This window comes from Paraburkholderia sp. SECH4 (assembly GCF_030511745.1).
GTDB classification, from domain to species: Bacteria; Pseudomonadota; Gammaproteobacteria; order Burkholderiales; family Burkholderiaceae; genus Paraburkholderia; species Paraburkholderia madseniana.
On the sequence record NZ_JALOCP010000041.1, the window covers coordinates 20,607 to 36,358 of the forward strand.

At 60.7% G+C, this 15,752-nt stretch carries 14 protein-coding genes; 9 read left to right on the forward strand and 5 right to left on the reverse strand.

Annotated features, from left to right (window positions below; genetic code table 11):
• The first annotated feature begins 25 nt into the window (after window positions 1–25).
• Genes M0D67_RS34940 through M0D67_RS34955 form a run of 4 tightly spaced genes read left to right on the forward strand, consistent with a single transcriptional unit; the run spans window position 26 to window position 3,925 of the window.
• Complete coding sequence (locus M0D67_RS34940; protein ID WP_266241566.1) at window positions 26–2,482, forward strand: cohesin domain-containing protein; 2,457 nt, start codon at window positions 26–28, stop codon at window positions 2,480–2,482.
• Window positions 2,479–2,994, forward strand: a complete 516-nt coding sequence (locus M0D67_RS34945) for a type II secretion system protein (RefSeq protein WP_266241568.1) — start codon at window positions 2,479–2,481, stop codon at window positions 2,992–2,994. The genes M0D67_RS34940 and M0D67_RS34945 overlap by 4 nt, the downstream gene beginning before the upstream one ends.
• Window positions 2,988–3,383 (forward strand): type II secretion system protein, encoded by a 396-nt coding sequence (locus M0D67_RS34950; RefSeq protein ID WP_266241570.1) that lies wholly within the window; start codon window positions 2,988–2,990, stop codon window positions 3,381–3,383. The genes M0D67_RS34945 and M0D67_RS34950 overlap by 7 nt, the downstream gene beginning before the upstream one ends.
• 2 nt (window positions 3,384–3,385) lie before the next feature.
• On the forward strand, window positions 3,386–3,925 hold the full coding sequence (locus tag M0D67_RS34955; RefSeq protein ID WP_266241572.1) for a type II secretion system protein: 540 nt from the start codon (window positions 3,386–3,388) through the stop codon (window positions 3,923–3,925).
• A 42-nt stretch (window positions 3,926–3,967) separates the two neighbouring features.
• Here the strand turns inward: M0D67_RS34955 and M0D67_RS34960 are convergent, their stop codons facing one another.
• From M0D67_RS34960 to M0D67_RS34970, 3 genes are all read right to left on the reverse strand, one after another.
• Window positions 3,968–4,324 (reverse strand): hypothetical protein, encoded by a 357-nt coding sequence (locus tag M0D67_RS34960; RefSeq protein ID WP_266241574.1) that lies wholly within the window; start codon window positions 4,322–4,324, stop codon window positions 3,968–3,970.
• A 162-nt stretch (window positions 4,325–4,486) separates the two neighbouring features.
• Window positions 4,487–6,127, reverse strand: a complete 1,641-nt coding sequence (locus tag M0D67_RS34965; protein ID WP_266241576.1) for a methyl-accepting chemotaxis protein — start codon at window positions 6,125–6,127, stop codon at window positions 4,487–4,489.
• A gap of 246 nt (window positions 6,128–6,373) precedes the next feature.
• On the reverse strand, window positions 6,374–7,579 hold the full coding sequence (locus M0D67_RS34970) for a hypothetical protein (RefSeq protein WP_266241578.1): 1,206 nt from the start codon (window positions 7,577–7,579) through the stop codon (window positions 6,374–6,376).
• Between the two features lie 302 nt (window positions 7,580–7,881).
• Here M0D67_RS34970 and M0D67_RS34975 point away from each other — a divergent pair, with 302 nt between their 5' ends.
• The 3 genes from M0D67_RS34975 to M0D67_RS34985 all read left to right on the forward strand — a co-directional run bounded on the left by M0D67_RS34975 (window position 7,882) and on the right by M0D67_RS34985 (window position 11,382).
• The gene (locus M0D67_RS34975; protein ID WP_266241580.1) at window positions 7,882–9,132 is read left to right on the forward strand and encodes a serine hydrolase; all 1,251 of its coding nucleotides are present in this window, start codon (window positions 7,882–7,884) and stop codon (window positions 9,130–9,132) included.
• Window positions 9,132–10,151: an NAD(P)-dependent alcohol dehydrogenase gene (locus M0D67_RS34980; RefSeq protein WP_266241582.1), complete on the forward strand. Its 1,020-nt coding sequence runs from the start codon at window positions 9,132–9,134 to the stop codon at window positions 10,149–10,151. The genes M0D67_RS34975 and M0D67_RS34980 overlap by 1 nt, the downstream gene beginning before the upstream one ends.
• A gap of 91 nt (window positions 10,152–10,242) precedes the next feature.
• Window positions 10,243–11,382: an ABC transporter substrate-binding protein gene (locus tag M0D67_RS34985; RefSeq protein ID WP_266241584.1), complete on the forward strand. Its 1,140-nt coding sequence runs from the start codon at window positions 10,243–10,245 to the stop codon at window positions 11,380–11,382.
• A gap of 75 nt (window positions 11,383–11,457) precedes the next feature.
• On the opposite strand, the gene M0D67_RS34990 is transcribed toward M0D67_RS34985, so the two are convergent.
• Entirely contained in the window at window positions 11,458–12,444 is a 987-nt protein-coding gene (locus M0D67_RS34990) for a sugar-binding transcriptional regulator (RefSeq protein ID WP_054042380.1), read from the reverse strand.
• 87 nt (window positions 12,445–12,531) lie between these two features.
• On the reverse strand, window positions 12,532–13,002 hold the full coding sequence (gene rpiB, locus M0D67_RS34995; RefSeq protein ID WP_266241587.1) for a ribose 5-phosphate isomerase B: 471 nt from the start codon (window positions 13,000–13,002) through the stop codon (window positions 12,532–12,534).
• Between the two features lie 254 nt (window positions 13,003–13,256).
• Between rpiB and M0D67_RS35000 the strand changes: the two genes are divergently transcribed.
• A complete protein-coding gene (locus M0D67_RS35000; RefSeq protein ID WP_266241589.1) occupies window positions 13,257–14,768 on the forward strand; it encodes a sugar ABC transporter ATP-binding protein in 1,512 nt (503 codons plus the stop codon).
• A complete protein-coding gene (locus tag M0D67_RS35005; protein ID WP_266241591.1) occupies window positions 14,765–15,751 on the forward strand; it encodes an ABC transporter permease in 987 nt (328 codons plus the stop codon). The genes M0D67_RS35000 and M0D67_RS35005 overlap by 4 nt, the downstream gene beginning before the upstream one ends.
• Window position 15,752 lies beyond the last annotated feature (1 nt).

The following is a 15,752-nucleotide window of genomic DNA, read 5'->3' on the forward strand; positions in this document are numbered from 1 at the left end:
GCTACGAGGAAACGAACCGTTCCACATGCAATTCTCCCTCCAACGCAAACTCCGCGAAATCGCGCGGTTCATCGTGTTGCCGGTGCTTCTGACCGGCTGCGCAGCGCAGCAGGCCTTTCGCGACGGCCAGAACTTCGTCGCCGCGGGCAAGACCGATGAAGGGCTGGCCAAGTTGCAGGAGGCGGTCACACGCGAGCCGCGCGACGCGCAATATCGTTCGAGCTGGCTGGCGGCGCGCGAAAACGCGGTAGTGCGTTACGACGAGCAGGGCGACCGCCTTGCCGGCAGCGGTGCGCGCGAGGCCGCGCGCAAGTCCTACCAGCATGCGCTCACCATCGACCCCGCCGACGAACGCGCGCTGACCGGGTTGGCCGCGCTCGACAGCGCGGCACGGCTGGAGGCGCTCGTCGATCGCGCGCAGGCGTTGGCCGCGAAGAAGGACAGCGACGGCGCACGCCGTTTGCTCACCCAGGTGTTGACCGAGGCGCCGACGCAGCCGCGCGCCCTGGCGCTGCAGCGCAAGCTGACTGGCGACGCCGGTGTGTCGAGCGTCGAGGCGGCGCTGGCGAGCGCCTACCGCAAGCCGATTCGCATCGATTTCAAGGACGCTACGCTCAAGCAGGTGTTTGAGGTCATCTCGCGTACCTCGGGGCTCAACTTCCTGTTCGACAAGGATGTGAGGACGGACCAGCGTACGTCGATTTTCCTCAGGAGCAGCACCATCGAGGCGGCCGTGCGCTATGTGCTGGCGACGAATCAGCTCGCGCAGCAGGTGCTCGACGAGAACACGGTGCTGATCTACCCGGCCACGCTGGCCAAGCTGAAGGACTACCAGGAACTGGCGGTGCGTACCTTCTTCCTCTCGAACGCCGAGGCGAAGACGGTTGCCAACACGCTCAAGACCATCGTCAAGTCGCACGACATCGTCGTCGACGAGAAGCTCAACATGGTGATCGTGCGTGACACGCCCGAGGCCATCAAGATAGCCGAAAAGCTCGTGGCGCTCGAGGACGTCGCAGAGCCGGAAGTGATGCTCGAGGTCGAGGTGCTGGAAGTGCAGCGCGACAATACACAGGACCTCGGCATCCAGTGGCCGAACTCGGTGACGCTCACGCCACTGCCGGCCGGCAGCGTGCTCGGTGCCGCGAGCAACACGATCGGCAGCACGGTGGGAACGCTCGGAACGCCGTCCACCGGAAGTGGCGCGTCACCTTCCCTGTTGCTCAGCGATCTGCTGCACCAGACTTCCCGCACCGTAGGTGTTTCGTCGATGCAGGCCACGCTGAACGCGAGCCTCGTGGATTCCACCGCCAAGTTGCTGACCAACCCGCGCATCCGCGTGCGCAACCACGAGAAGGCCAAGATCCTGATCGGCGAGCGCGTGCCGAACATCACCTCGACGGCGACCTCGACCGGCTTCGTTTCGCAATCGGTCAACTACCTCGACATCGGCCTGACCCTGAACGTGGAACCGACCATCTACCTCGACGACACTGTCGGCATCAAGGTGGCGCTGGAGGTCAGTAGCCTGCTCAACCAGGTTACCGGGTCCTCCGGCACCACCGCCTACGAAATCGGCACACGTACTGCCAGCACCGTGCTGCAATTGAAGAACGGCGAGACCGACGTGCTTGCCGGCCTGATCGACAGTCAGGAACGCACCTCGGGCAACAAGCTGCCCGGCCTCGGCCAACTGCCGGTCCTCGGTCGACTGTTCGGGGCGACCACGGACGACGACAAGAAGACGGAAATCGTCCTGTCGATCACGCCGCATCTGGTTCGCAACATTCAGCGTCCAGATGCCGGTCTTGCTTACTTCACGGCCGGCACGGAATCGAACATGCGGAGCATGATTCAGTCGAACGGGCTTGCCTCCGCTTCTTCGACTGCTTCCTCGAGCACTTCGGCAACCACGTCGTCCGGGACTGCCACCGTTGCCGCCCCGGGTTTGCCGTCGAGCTATCCGCAAAGCGGGGCGAATGGCGTAAACGGCATGACGGGCGGCCTCGCCGCGGGCAGCGGAATTGATCCGGAAATAGGAGGGGGCACTGCGCCCGGCGCAGGCACTGCCCAGATGACGATCCAGGGGCCGCCGCAGGTCAAGGTGGGCGATTCGCTCACGGTGGCGTTGCTGATGCAGGCCGACCAGCCCGTGACCAGCGTGCCCGCGACCGTGAGTTTCGACAGCACGAAGCTGCAGTTCACCGGCGTGACCGAAGGCGACTTCCTGAAGCAGGGCGGCGCGCCGACCAGCTTTTCCAGCCGCGTGGGCCAGAACGGCCAGTTGACCGTAGCCGACACGGTCGCGGGCGGAGTCGGCGCATCCGCGCAGGCTACCTTCGCCGTGCTGAGTTTCAAGGTGCTGGCGCCGGCTGCACAGACGGCGATCCAGGTGCAGCCCGGTGCGATTGTCGGCGTGGGCGGCGCACCCGTCACGATGGTGCCGCCGTCGCCGTACGACTTCGGGATACTGGCCCGATGACGAACCGCCTGGGGCACGGCGTAATCTGTTGCAGGCGCGCCAGCGGCGCGGGTGGTTTTACGCTGATCGAGCTGCTGGTCACCCTCGCCATTCTGGGCGTGCTCGCCTGTATGACCGTACCCGTGGCGCAGGTCATGCGTCAGCGCGAACGGGAGCAGGACTTGCGCGTGGCGCTGCGCGAAATACGCGGCGGCATCGACGCTTACCAGGCCGCGAGCAAGGAAGGGCGCGTGGCCAAGGAGGCAGGCGCCAGCGGCTATCCGCCCAGCCTGGGCTTGCTGGTCGACGGCGTGCCGGACCAGACCGATCCGAAGGGGCACAAGCTGTACTTCCTGCGCCGCATCCCGCGCGATCCGATGAACTACAACGCCGAGCTCGGCGATGCGGCCACCTGGGGCAAACGCAGCTACGCGAGCGAGGCGGACGACCCGCAGGAAGGCGACGACGTGTACGACGTCTACTCGACCTCTGCGGGCGTCGGGCTCAATGGCATTCCCTACCGGAAATGGTGACGCCGATGAAAGGGCGCATGCGTACAGTCGGCTTCACGCTGATTGAGCTGCTGATCGTACTGGCGGTGATCGCGTTGATGCTGACGCTCGCGTTGCCGGAGTATTTCCACTCGATCGATGCATCGAAGGAGAAAATCCTGTCGGAAAATCTGCACGTGACCCGCGACGCCATCGACAGGTTCTACGGCGACATAGGGCGGTATCCAGAGTCGCTGCAAGAACTCGTGGACAAGCATTACCTTCGGTCGCTGCCTGTCGACCCGATCGCGGACAGCACGACGACCTGGCACATCGTTCCCCCGGACGAGCAGTTTCCCGGCAACGTCTACGACATCAAGAGCGGCGCGCAGGGTACGGATCGCGACGGCCAGCCGTACGAGGCCCGCTAGACATGCGAATCGGCAGCCGCAGGCGGCATAGGAAGCAAGGGGGCTACGCGTATCTGGCGCTGATGATCCTGATCGCCATCATTGGCGTGGCCGCTGCCGCCGGGGCCCAGCTCGGTGCGATCTATCAGCGGCGAATGGCCGAAGAGCACCTGCTCGTCATCGGCGGCGAATTCCAGCGGGCGCTGTTGAGCTATGCCGCGGCCACGCCCTTGGGTCAGCCGACGCAGCCCCGTACATTCGACGATCTTCTGCGCGATCAGCGCTACCCGAACGTGGTGCGCCACTTGCGCAAGCTTTACGTGGACCCGATGACGGGCAAGGCGGATTGGGTGCTGGTCAAATCACCGGACGGACAGACTATCGTGGGCATACACAGTGCGTCGAACGCGCATCCGATCAAGATCGCGAATTTTACGGGGGATTTTCAGGGGTTCAACGATAAGCATCGCTATGCAGACTGGGTGTTCGTCGCTCGTCTGCCGATGCTAACCCCGGGCCAAAGGCCGTCAAACAGTCAAGTATCGACTTCCCCATCTCCCTGAAGGACGACGGCGGGACTCCCGCGTGAAGTACCACGTTCGCGCCTACTTTTCGTTCCTTCTGACTTCGATCTTTGCGCGCGCGGGGAGGTTCGCGAGGATTTTTTCCATTCGAGCTTCGTCGGCCGAAATAGCAGCGTCGATACGCGGATCGAAAGTGCAATCGAGTCGGACACAGGCGCGGTTAAGCGCATGCGTAATTTCGTCGATCATTTCTTGAATGGATTCGCTGTGCTCATTCGCGCGAAGTGCAATACGCAGATCGTCCAGCTTGCGCGTGAGCATTGGCACGACCATGATGCGAATGACCATCCGCTGATCCCTTTTTGATGGATCGAATGTGGCACAGGCTTTGGAAAGCGCGTTCAGTTCATATTCTTTTAAAAAAGCGGTGCTGTTCATGGTGATGCGGGCGTTGTGTAGGAGCGATTTTTCGAATGAAAAAATAGCGTCGTGCTAACTAAGCACGACGCCAAAACGTTCTGACTCGGGGCGAATCGGAACGTGAGAGACCGTGCGATATTGCGAGTTTGAATCGGGCGCTACTGACGAGCTGTTCCCGGCTTAGCCGATTCCGTGCGACCGTTGGGCAAAGTCTTGTGGCCGGACGGGCGCGGTTTGTCTTTGTGGAATCGCCGTTCGTGACGCAGAGGTCCCTCTCTCGGCGACCTTGAATACCGAGACAGCGTCTTTCAAGTTCATGGCCTGCTCTTCAAGTGACTGCGCTGCCGCAGCCGCTTGCTCGACGAGCGCCGCATTCTGCTGAGTCACTTCGTCCATTTGATTGACGGCTTGATTCACCTGTTCGATGCCACGACTCTGTTCTTCAGAAGCGGCTGCGATTTCACCGACGATATCGGAGACCTGCTTGATTGCCTGCTTTACCTGCCCCATGGTCGCGCTAACTTCCGTCGCCTGTTTCGATCCATCCTGAATCATTGCTACGGACGAACCGATCAGCTCCTTGATTTCTTTCGCGGCAGTGGCTGAGCGTTGAGCCAGACTACGAACCTCGCCGGCAACGACAGCGAAACCGCGTCCCTGTTCGCCGGCACGAGCAGCTTCGACGGCAGCGTTTAATGCCAGAATGTTCGTCTGGAATGCAATGCCCTCAATGACGCCGGTAATTTCGGAAATTTTGCTCGAACTGCCGCTAATCCTTTCAATCGTTCCGACCATACCCTGGACAGCCTCATTGCCTGTGTCGGCAATGCCGGTCGCATGCGTTGCCAACGTGTTCGCCTGACGTGCGTTGTTGGCATTCTGTTTCACTGTTTCCGTTAGCTGCGTCATGCTAGCCGCTGTTTCCTCAAGCGACGCGGCCTGCTCTTCTGTGCGAGAGGATAGGTCAGTGTTGCCACTGGCGATTTCCCGGGAAGCCAGCGTGACAGATTCCGTGGACGCTTTGATCCCGTGAACCGCATGACTGAGCCGCTGATCCATTTTCTTCAGCGCTGCGAGAAGTTGACCAAACTCACCTCCCGAGTCCACGTTGATCTGGTTTTCCAGTTTCCCATCGGCGATTTGATTTGCAACGTCCACGGCTCTATTAAGCGGATTCGAGATTTCACGTAGCAAGTAGACCGATACACCGGAGGCGACTACGACACCGACACCGAGAAGTGCGATGGCACTCCAAAAAATGGTCGTGAATGTGGCTTCGCTGTCGTCGGCGAATTTCTTGGCCTGAGCCATATTGAGCGCAGCGTCAAGGTCCAGAGTGTCGTCCAACGTCTTGGACACTGGGACAATCTTTTCGATCGTCAACGTAGTCGCGTCGAAATTGCCCACGCTAGCAACTGCTACAGCTTCATTCGCCATTGCTGTGAACTGAGAAAGGGCGCTTTTAATCTGCTCTGCGAGCTCATGTTCCTTGCCGCTGGATATGAGGTTCGGGTAGTAGCGATTCCAGGAGGAATTGATGAGTTCCAGGGCGGTGCGGATTCTCGCAATGGCATCTCCTGTTCTACTCAGGTCCCGGTATGCCTGGATGCGCCGCAGTTGAACGCGCACAGTCAACTCGGCTGCACGAACATCGGATAAGTCACTAACGGGAATGGTGTTTCTGGAATAGGATTCGTTCATGTTCGAGTTCAGTCTGTAGAGACCGAATGCGCCAAAAATCCCGACGGAAGCCATAAGAACGACGTACACGACGAATGCGAGAATGATCTTGAATTTAATTGTTTGTACTAACTTGTACACGCTTTTTCCTTTATAGCCTGATTGTCATAAGTGCTATAGGAAGGACCCATGGCCTCAACCTGTCTTTTGGTTTACGGCAGGTATGGCGGTCACTGAAGGCGAGATTGTCAGGTATTTGAAAAAATTTCCTCTGGCAAGAACCCCAGGGGTTGATATTGGTATGATAAGTAATGCTGAATGTATATGATGTTGGCCGCACTGGCGGCAAGCATGAACGCAAGCAATAGCAAACCGGTAACGAGCCCGTCAGGCGACAACGATCGACGACAACGGCCGGCGAGGGCTTCGCGGCGCCATTGCACCGGCGTAGCCGAGGCGGAAACCGAAGATAGGCTCCCATCCGTTCCAGTTTTGCTGCAGCGCTGCGCGTATGGCTGAGGATGTCCGCGACGTTCCTTGGGTGCGGGTCTCGTAGTCAATCACTTCGACGAAATGGTTCATTGGCTGCATCGCCAGGTCGCGATTTGTACCGTCGAGGTGGATGCGCTGCCAAAGCCGTCCGGCCTCAATATGCAGGCGATGATCCTGTCTTGTGCCGCGGACCATGATCAGCCCGAACGCGGCTGCCGTTGCGCAGGCCACTGTCCGGGTTGCTTTCAACCAGTTCGCGTCGGCCTGTTGCAGGGCTTCGGCGTTCAGGGCGGACGGGTTTGCCGCTATTGCGCGTAAGCCCGCCCTGCGGCCTTCGCGCAAGTCCGGCGTGTCGATGATGAGTTGCGTTGCCTGCATCGTCAGGTCCGTAAAGACGGTGCCGCCTGGTGAGGTCGCCTCCAGGAAAATTACCTGCACATCTGCCGAAGACGCCAGTCCGGCAAGCGCGTCGAGTGTCGCCTGATCGATCTTGCGATCCGTGTCGTAGGGAAGGCGATTGGTGTGTCGTCGGGCAATTGCATCATGATGCGGGTGCTTCGCTTGCCGGGCCGGCTGCAACCCGATTACCGCGGCGAGATCGTCATTGCCAGCCGACGACTCAGGCAACAGACGGACGACAGGGTTGATTCCTTGAGCCGGCGCGGCCACGCACGCGTTCTCGATGGCGCATCCGAGGCCCATGTAGAGCTCTCGTCGGAACGGATCGAGTTCACCGAGATTGCGGTTCTTGTCGGCGAGTACTTCGATGCGAGTGGGGCGCAGCCGGAACAGCCAGGGTTGAGTATCGTAGGGGCTCGCGGAAAGAATCGCGGCAGATGCAATCCTGACGACACCTGCTCCCTGACCTGATGCCCAGTAATCCCAGGGCCCCTCGCCGCCGATGTCGGGAAGGGGCGGCGGTGAAGCAGCGCCGGGTAGGGCGGACGCCTGACCAAACGCAGACAGATCGACCAGAGCGGCCAGTCCACCCGCGACGAATGAGCGACGGGAAAGCGAGGGAGCTGTCATGGTATGTACTCGTGCGGGTTGTGACAGACAGAGTACGCAACGCGGACTGGATGCTGGCTGACGGATCTCCATGGTAGAGCTTCTACGGGCGGCGCCAATTCTACTGGCCGGAAATTGTTTTTTTTCTGATAGTAAGAAATCGGATCGTTTTCTTCAGCAATCCGAAATGTGACATACGGATGCAGGATGTTTGCCGTCGATCTGGCGCGTCACGCGCTTCTATTTCTCACCCTGATGAAAAACTTAATCGACAATTGAACGTATTCTCGCCTCATAGGTGAAACTGTACATTGCTCTCCATATCTTGTTAGAGGCCGCATGAGCGGCGAGGGCAGGCAGCAATGAGAGCATCCATATCCCGGCGAGCAGTCGCGGTGCGAAAGGTATCGCGCCGTGAATTCTGTGTCGCCGCCACGGTCGGCGGCCTTGCCGCCGCGTTGACGAGTCCGGTTTCCGAGGCGACGCCATCTGCGCCGGCCATTCGGTCCCGATGGAATCGGGCGAAGGCGCTGGACGCCATCATTCTCGACGCGGTGAACAGTGGGCATATCGTAGGCGCGACCGTGATTGCCGCAAAAGACGGAGAGATCGTCTACCGGCACGCGGCTGGTTTTGCCGACCGCGAAGCCCGCCGGCCAATGACGGAAAACGAGGTCTGCCGCCTCGCGTCGATGACAAAACCGATTGTCTGCGTGGCGGCGCTGGCGCTCATCGATCGTGGCCGGCTTGGCCTGGAAGATCCCGTTACCCGATGGCTGCCCGACTTCCGCCCGAAGCTGTCCGATGGCCGCGAGCCCGTCATCACGGTGCGCCATCTGCTCACGCATACGGCTGGGCTGACTTATGGGTTCCTCGAGGCTGAGGGCGGTCCCTATCACCAGTTGGGCGTGTCCGACGGACTCGATCATTCCGGGCTGACGCTGAAAGAGAACCTTTGGCGAATTGCAGCAGCACCGCTGCTTTTTGAGCCTGGGACTGCCTGGCACTATTCCGTCGCCATCGACGTGCTCGGCGCCGTCATCGAGCGCGTAACCGGCATGACATTGCCCGACGCGGTCCAGCGCATCGTGACGGATCCGTTGGGCATCGCCAGTATCCGCTTCGTTGCTTCAGCCGATACCGTGCTGGCGACGCCGTATGGCGATGCGTCGCCTCACCCCACCCGCATGACCGATCCTTTCTCGCTCGGCTTCGGGCAAAGCGCCATTGTGTATTCGCCCGCCCGGGCATTCGATTCGAAGGCCTTTCCATCAGGTGGCGTCGGCATGGTAGGCACGGCGGAAGATTACCTCCGCTTTGCCGAAGCGATCCGCTCAGGTGGTGCGGGCATCATCCGCCCGGAAACCGTGGCGGCGATGACGTCCAATGCGATCGGCGATTTGCCGGTCGGCGCAGCGGGCCCAGGCTTCGGCTGGGGACTCGGCGTGGCCGTGCTCAGGGATCCGGCTGCGGCGAAATCGCCAGTGAGCGCCGGCGCCTGGAACTGGTCCGGCGTGTACGGCACGAACTTCTGGGTGGACCCGGCTACCGGCATTTCTGTCGTTGCGTTGACGAACACGGCAGTCGCAGGCATGACCGGGAATTTTCCAATGGCACTGCGCCGTGCAGTCTACCAGGAGGTGTAATGAAGGCTTATCAAATCCAGGCCGGTGCTGGCCTTGGCGGACTTGAACGTGTCGAACGCCCAAGCCGGGACCCCGGTGCCTACGAAATCAGGGTGCGCGTAGACGCCGCCGCGCTCAACCATCGCGACCTCAGTTTCGCGCGGGGTCAGTTCTATAACCCGCCGAGCTATCCGATCGTCCCGCTCGTCGATGGATGCGGGGACGTCATTGCCGTTGGGGAGGCGGTCACCCGTTTCAAGGTGGGCGATCGCGTCATCACGAGTTACTACCCGCGATGGATTGACGGTGCGTTGTCCCCTGCCAAGACGGCCGTGTCCTTCGGCGCCCAGTTCGACGGCACGCTGGCCGAAGAACTCGTGGCAAGTGAGGAGGCTTTCGTGCTGGCGCCACGCAGTCTTGATCCCATCATGGCCGCAACGTTGCCTTGCGCCGGCGTGACGGCATGGAATGCGCTGTTCGTCGCAGGCGCGGTCAAACCCGGTGGCAGCGTGCTGCTGCTGGGAACCGGCGGTGTCTCGCTGTGGGCACTACAGCTTGCGAGAGCTGCGGGCGTCTTCACGATCGTGACATCGTCCCAGGACAAAAAACTTGAACGTGCACGCTCGCTGGGCGCGAATGCGACCATCAACTATCGGAACAGCCCGGAATGGCAGGACGAGGTCTTGCAGCTCACGGAGGGGGGCGGCGTTGATGTTGTTGTCGAGGTCGGTGGCGAGGGCACGCTGGCGCGCTCGCTGAAGGCCGCGGGACCCGGTGGGACGATCGTCGTGATCGGCCGGGTCAGCGGCGGCGGCGGTGTCTCGATCGAGCCCGGCGCACTCGTCGGCGGAGCAAAGCGTCTCGCCGGCATTACCGCGGGTAGCCGCGCGATGCTCGAACAGCTCGTCCGTTTCGTCGACGTCAACCAGATCAATCCTGCCGTCGACAAAGTCTTCCCGTTCGATGCGGCTCCGTCAGCCTATGAGTATCTCGCGGGCGGCCGGCATTTCGGCAAAGTGGTAGTCGACGTGCGCGCATAACGCGGCGCTCGCCTTCTGTTCCGGTAGCAGGAGCTTTCCACAGGCAGTCTGGCTGCGATCGCCAGTTAAGCCATCAGCAAAGGAATCGTGTATGAGATTGATGTCAGTGTTGTTGGCGACGGGGTTGGCGATTGTGGTTAGCCCGGCATTCGCCGCGGACCCCGTTCGCATCGGCGTCACAACCATCCTGAGCGGCCCGAATGCCGATCGCGGACAGAGCGAGCAATACGGCGTCGAGTTAGCATTACAGCGCATCAACGCATCCGGCGGCGTGCTCGGCAGACCTGTCGAGGCGTTCTATGCCGACAACGCTGCCGATCCGGCAACAGGGATTGCGGCGGCGAAGCGACTCATCGGACAGCAGCACGTTTCCGTGTTGCTGGGCGCGCTGGCAACGCCGGTCACGCGTGCCGTGATGCCGGTAGCGAATGACGCGAAGGTGCCGTTTGTGATCGACATTTCGGCCGGCAAGGAATTCGTCGATGCCGCCGGTTCCGGGGGCTACGACTACGTTTTCAAAACCAGTCCGTCCGATGGCGACGTGGCGAGCGCGATGATGCAGTGGCTGAAGGCCCAGAACGTCAAGCGTATCGTCATCCTGGCGGACGACAACGACTTCAACCGCGCCAACGCGGTGGCGATGGAAAAGGCCGCGACGGCCGCTCACATCGAGACGTTGGCCAGCGAGACCGTTGCAAAGGGAACCACGGACCTTGTTCCGTCAATCGAGCGATTGAAGGCGCTGCAACCTGATCGCATCGTTACGCTTCTTGGCGCGTCCAGTGCGGCGTTCTTCCGTGCTTATGAGCAAACCGGCGGCGGCACCCCGATAGCGGGCCGCATTGATTTCACGGCGGCGATTGCGAATTTGTCTCCCCAGTTCGTGGCGGCTGGCGCGCTTGATCGGTCCGCGGGGATTTCGGTATTTACACCCTCGGCGCCCGACTCTGGCGTGCAGGAGTTCGTGGCCTCTTACCGGGAGAAATACGGGCTTGCTCCGACCCAGCGGTCGGTCCTCGCGTTCGAGGCGACGGAGCTGGTTGTGGACGCGATCCGTCGCGCGAACTCGGACGATCCTGTTGCGATACGGCAGGCGTTGCGATCGACCCAGATGCCTTCCATGCTGGGTGGCACCTTTGCGATGGACGAACACAATCATGCCCACGTCATGATGCAGATCGTTGGCGTGCGGGGCGGCAAGCTCGCGGTTCTCGAGCCGGTCGGGAAGTAGGCTGTCCGAACCGAGTGCGGACGCTGTTCGAGTTTGCACGCCACGCGCATGCGGACCATGCAGACGGCCCGACTTTTACCGGGTCGCCAGCTCCGATTGTTGCGGAGAAAGCGGGTTGCGAGTGGCGTCTTCCAGGCTGACAATCGATTGAGCAATGGCTTCCGTCGTTGCGAGCGTGGTGATTGCCCCTGCGCGCAACGCGCCCAGGACCGCGGTCGTCTTGGTATTTTCGCTGGCGACCGCAATAACGTTCGGAATGCGTTTCAGGTCTTCCATGCTAAGACCGATGACCCGGTCGCGCACGGGAGTGACAACGGGGCGGCCGCCAATATCGATGAAGTGGTAGCCCATCAGGTCTCCAACTGCCCCGCACTTGCGGAGTTCGGCGATCTCGTCCGGCGAAAACCAGCCGTTGCGAACCATGATGCTGTCTTCATTGATGTCGCCGACCCCAACCAGCGCGATGTGGGCTCTACGTGCCTTGTCAAGCGTGGGTTTGACCGCATCGTTGTGAAGCAGGCCCTCGCGGACGGCAGGGTCGCCCACGAGAGCTGGCGCGTAAAGTGTTTCGCTGCCACCCCCAAAACGGGCGGCAAGCCGACGGCTGATGTGGTCGGCATTCATGATCTCGCCGCCCCGGTAGAAGCCGCCGATGGCGCAGACGAAGGTCGGAGAGCGTTGCGTCGACGAGATCGCATGCTCCGAGATCGCGTTGATATTACGGCCGATACCCACGGCAACGATCATGTCGTTGGTGAGAATGCGATCCAGATGGCTGGCGACCAGACCGGCAAGCAGTTCGCGCTGCTTGTCCTGGTCTTTGTGATTGACGGACACGATCGCTTTTTCGATCCCAAACCGTTCGATCAACTCACGCTCGAGGTCTCGTGTATCACGTGGATGGTGCCTGACGCGAATTTCAACGATGCCTTCTTCCTGCGCACGCTTCAGAAGACGGCCTATCTTGGCTCGGGAAAGCGAAAACTGCTTCGACAGATCTTCCTGCGTGAGTCCGTCGACGTAGTAAAGCGTTGCCAGACGAGTCAGTTCGTCGGTGGTCATATGATTTGTCTCTTTCCCATTCGGCTGGATATTACGTGGCTTGCCGCGGAGCCGGTGGGTAATCGACTTATGACCGGGGCAGCCAGTTCAGGCAGGCTTGTTGTTGCGGGGTAGCTGGTGGTCATCCTCGTATTCCTTGATGCGGTTCACCTTCGGGACGGAGCGTCCGCCATCGAAGCTCGCACCAAGCCATGTATCAACAATCGCTTTCGCGAGTTCGGGACCGACGACGCGAGCGCCAATTGTAATGATTTGCGCGTCGTTGCTCTTGCTCGCCCGTTCCGCCGAGTAGGTGTCGTGACATTGCGCAGCGCGAATGCCATGCACCTTGTTGGCGGCGATCGCCATGCCGATGCCAGTTCCGCACAGCAGCACGGCCCGATCGAATTCGCCTTGCGCAACCTTCTCCGCTACGGCGAACGCGATGTTTGGGTAGTGGACAGGTTCCGCCTCGTAGGTTCCGAAGTCAGTGACGTCCAGCCCCTTGCCAGCCAAATGTTGCTTGATCAGTTCCTTCAGGTCAAATGCGGCTTCATCGCACCCGATTGCCAGCTTCATATTCCACTCCAGTTGTCCGAGATTGCTCAGCGCACGATTGATCAAATGTCCACTGATGATCAAATTCTCAATCGTGTGCGTGTGAATGTCAAGACCGTAGGTGCGCGTTTTCTGTTAAGGCGCCCAAGGCGTCATTGACCGTAATCACTGCGCTGCAGCAGATTTTGAGGCGAGATAACATTAGGGGTAAACCACGTGATTCGAGTAATTGACAGGTGTCTGGAGCGAACCTACGATGTCATCCAGATGCTCAAATGTTCAACCGCGAGCAAATGTTAGGAGACAAAGTGGACGACCTTCTTGTGGATGCCAGCGGTGTACAAAAGGCATTCAATGGTGTCAGGGCATTAGAGGACGGCCGGTTGAAGCTGCGGCGCGGAAGTGTCCATGCGCTATGCGGCGGGAACGGTGCCGGAAAGTCGACCTTCCTTGGCATCGTCATGGGTATCACCCAGCGCGATGCCGGAGAAATCCTGTTCAAGGGACAAAGCGTCAATTTCCAGACGCCGGCCGAAGCACTCGACAATCGCATCGCGATCATTACGCAGGAGCTTTCGCCGATTCCCGGCATGACCGTTGCCGAGAACCTGTATCTCGGCCGCGAACCCCGCAGGGCCGGTGTGCTGGTCAGATTCGGGGCGCTCGTGCGACAGGCGCAGGAACTCCTGGACCGCCTTGCTTTCCCGGTCGATGCCCGCGCACGCATGTCGTCGCTGAGTCTCGCGCAGATCCAGCTAGTTGAGATCGCCAAGGCATTCAGCCGCGACTGCGACGTGATGATCATGGACGAGCCGACTTCAGCGATCGGCGAGCGCGAAACCGAAGTACTGTTCAACGCGATCCGTAACCTGACGGCGCAGGGGACCGGGATCATCTATGTCAGCCACCGGCTCTCGGAAATATTCCAGATCGCGGACGACTACACGGTCTTTCGCGACGGACGGTATGTGGACAGCGGCCGTATCGCCGACATCGACCGCTCCTATCTGGTGAGCACGATCGTCGGGCGCAAGCTGCATTCCGCCGAGAAGGTTCGCAGGGCCGTGGGCGAGCCCGTACTGGAGTCGACGGGTCTTTCCCGGGAGTCGGAATTCAACGATATCTCGCTCACGGTTCACGAGGGAGAAATCCTTGGCATCTACGGGCTCATGGGCGCGGGCCGCAGTGAATACCTCAACTGCATGTACGGGCTGACCCGTCCCGATAGCGGTCAAGTCAGGCTCAAGGGCCGCGCATTGCCGGTTGGCCGCCCCGCCAAGGCCATCCAGGCCGGCCTGTCGCTTGTGACGGAGGATCGCAAGGAGACGGGACTCGTGCTGTCGGCGTCCGTGCGCGACAACATCTCGTTCTCCGCCTACAACCGCCTGTCGCGCCTGTCGCTGATCAACCGCCGGAAAGTGAAGGCCCTCGTCGACACGATGGTCGATCGCATGCGGATCAAGACCAGTTCGGTGTCGCTGCCGGTCTCGTCGATGAGCGGGGGGAACCAGCAGAAGGTCGTGCTCGCGCGTTGTCTTTCAACCGAGCCCACGTGCCTGCTGTGCGACGAACCGACCCGTGGCATCGATGAGGGCGCCAAGCGCGAGGTCTACAAGCTGCTCGACGACTTCGTGTCGAAAGGCGGCGCCGCCATGGTGGTGTCTTCCGAGGCACAGGAGATTCTGGATGTCAGCGACCGCATCGCCATTTTCAAGTCGGGGCAGTTGGTCACCGTGATCGACGGCCATACCACCACTCAGGAAGATCTTTTGCACCTCGCATCATGAATACTCATACCACTTCCCTGAAAGTCCCGGCGAGCCAAAGCCGTTCCGCCCATATGCGCGATATCTACCGGCGCTACGGCATCGTCGCCGTGCTCGTCGTCCTGTGCATCGTGTTGTCTTTTGCCAATCAGTACTTTCTGACGCTGGGCAACATCGCGGACATCCTGCGACAAACGTCGATCAACGGCATTCTGGCCGTCGGGATGACGTATGTCGTGCTCACGGCGGGCATTGACCTGTCGGTCGGGTCCACGCTCGCTCTCGCCGGCATCATCAGCGCCAGTCTCGTGACGGGTCCGCATCCGCACGGCGCGGCAATTGGACTGGCGGCGGGGCTTGCCGTAGGCGCTGCCATCGGTGCGATCAACGGTTTGCTCGTTGCCCGGCTCTCCATTCCTCCTTTTGTTGCGACGCTCGGCATGCTGAGCGCGGCGCGAGGGCTGACCTATATCTACAACGATGGCATGCCGGTGACCGATCTGCCGGACGGATACCTGACCATCGGCACGGGCGCGATTGCCGGGATACCGGTGCCGATCATCGTTTTCGCTCTCGTCGTTGTGCTGTTCTGGTTTGTCCTGCGCTATACGACCTACGGCCGCTACGTTTATGCAGTGGGCGGCAACGCAAAGAGCGCCAAAACAAGCGGTATTTCGACGGGGAAGATCCTCTTTTCCGTCTACGTGATCGGTGGACTGTTGGCGGGCCTTGCCGGGATCATCCTCGCCGCGCGCACGACATCGGCATTGCCGCAGGCCGGCGTGTCCTATGAACTCGATGCTATCGCGGCCGTCGTGATCGGCGGCACGAGTCTTTCGGGCGGCACGGGCTCGCTCGGCGGCACGGTGGTCGGCGCGCTGCTGATCGGCGTCATCAACAACGGACTGAATTTGCTGGGCGTGTCGTCGTATTACCAGCAAGTTGTAAAGGGCGTCATTATCGTCGGTGCCGTCCTGCTCGATGCTTCGCGCAAGAAGCAATAAC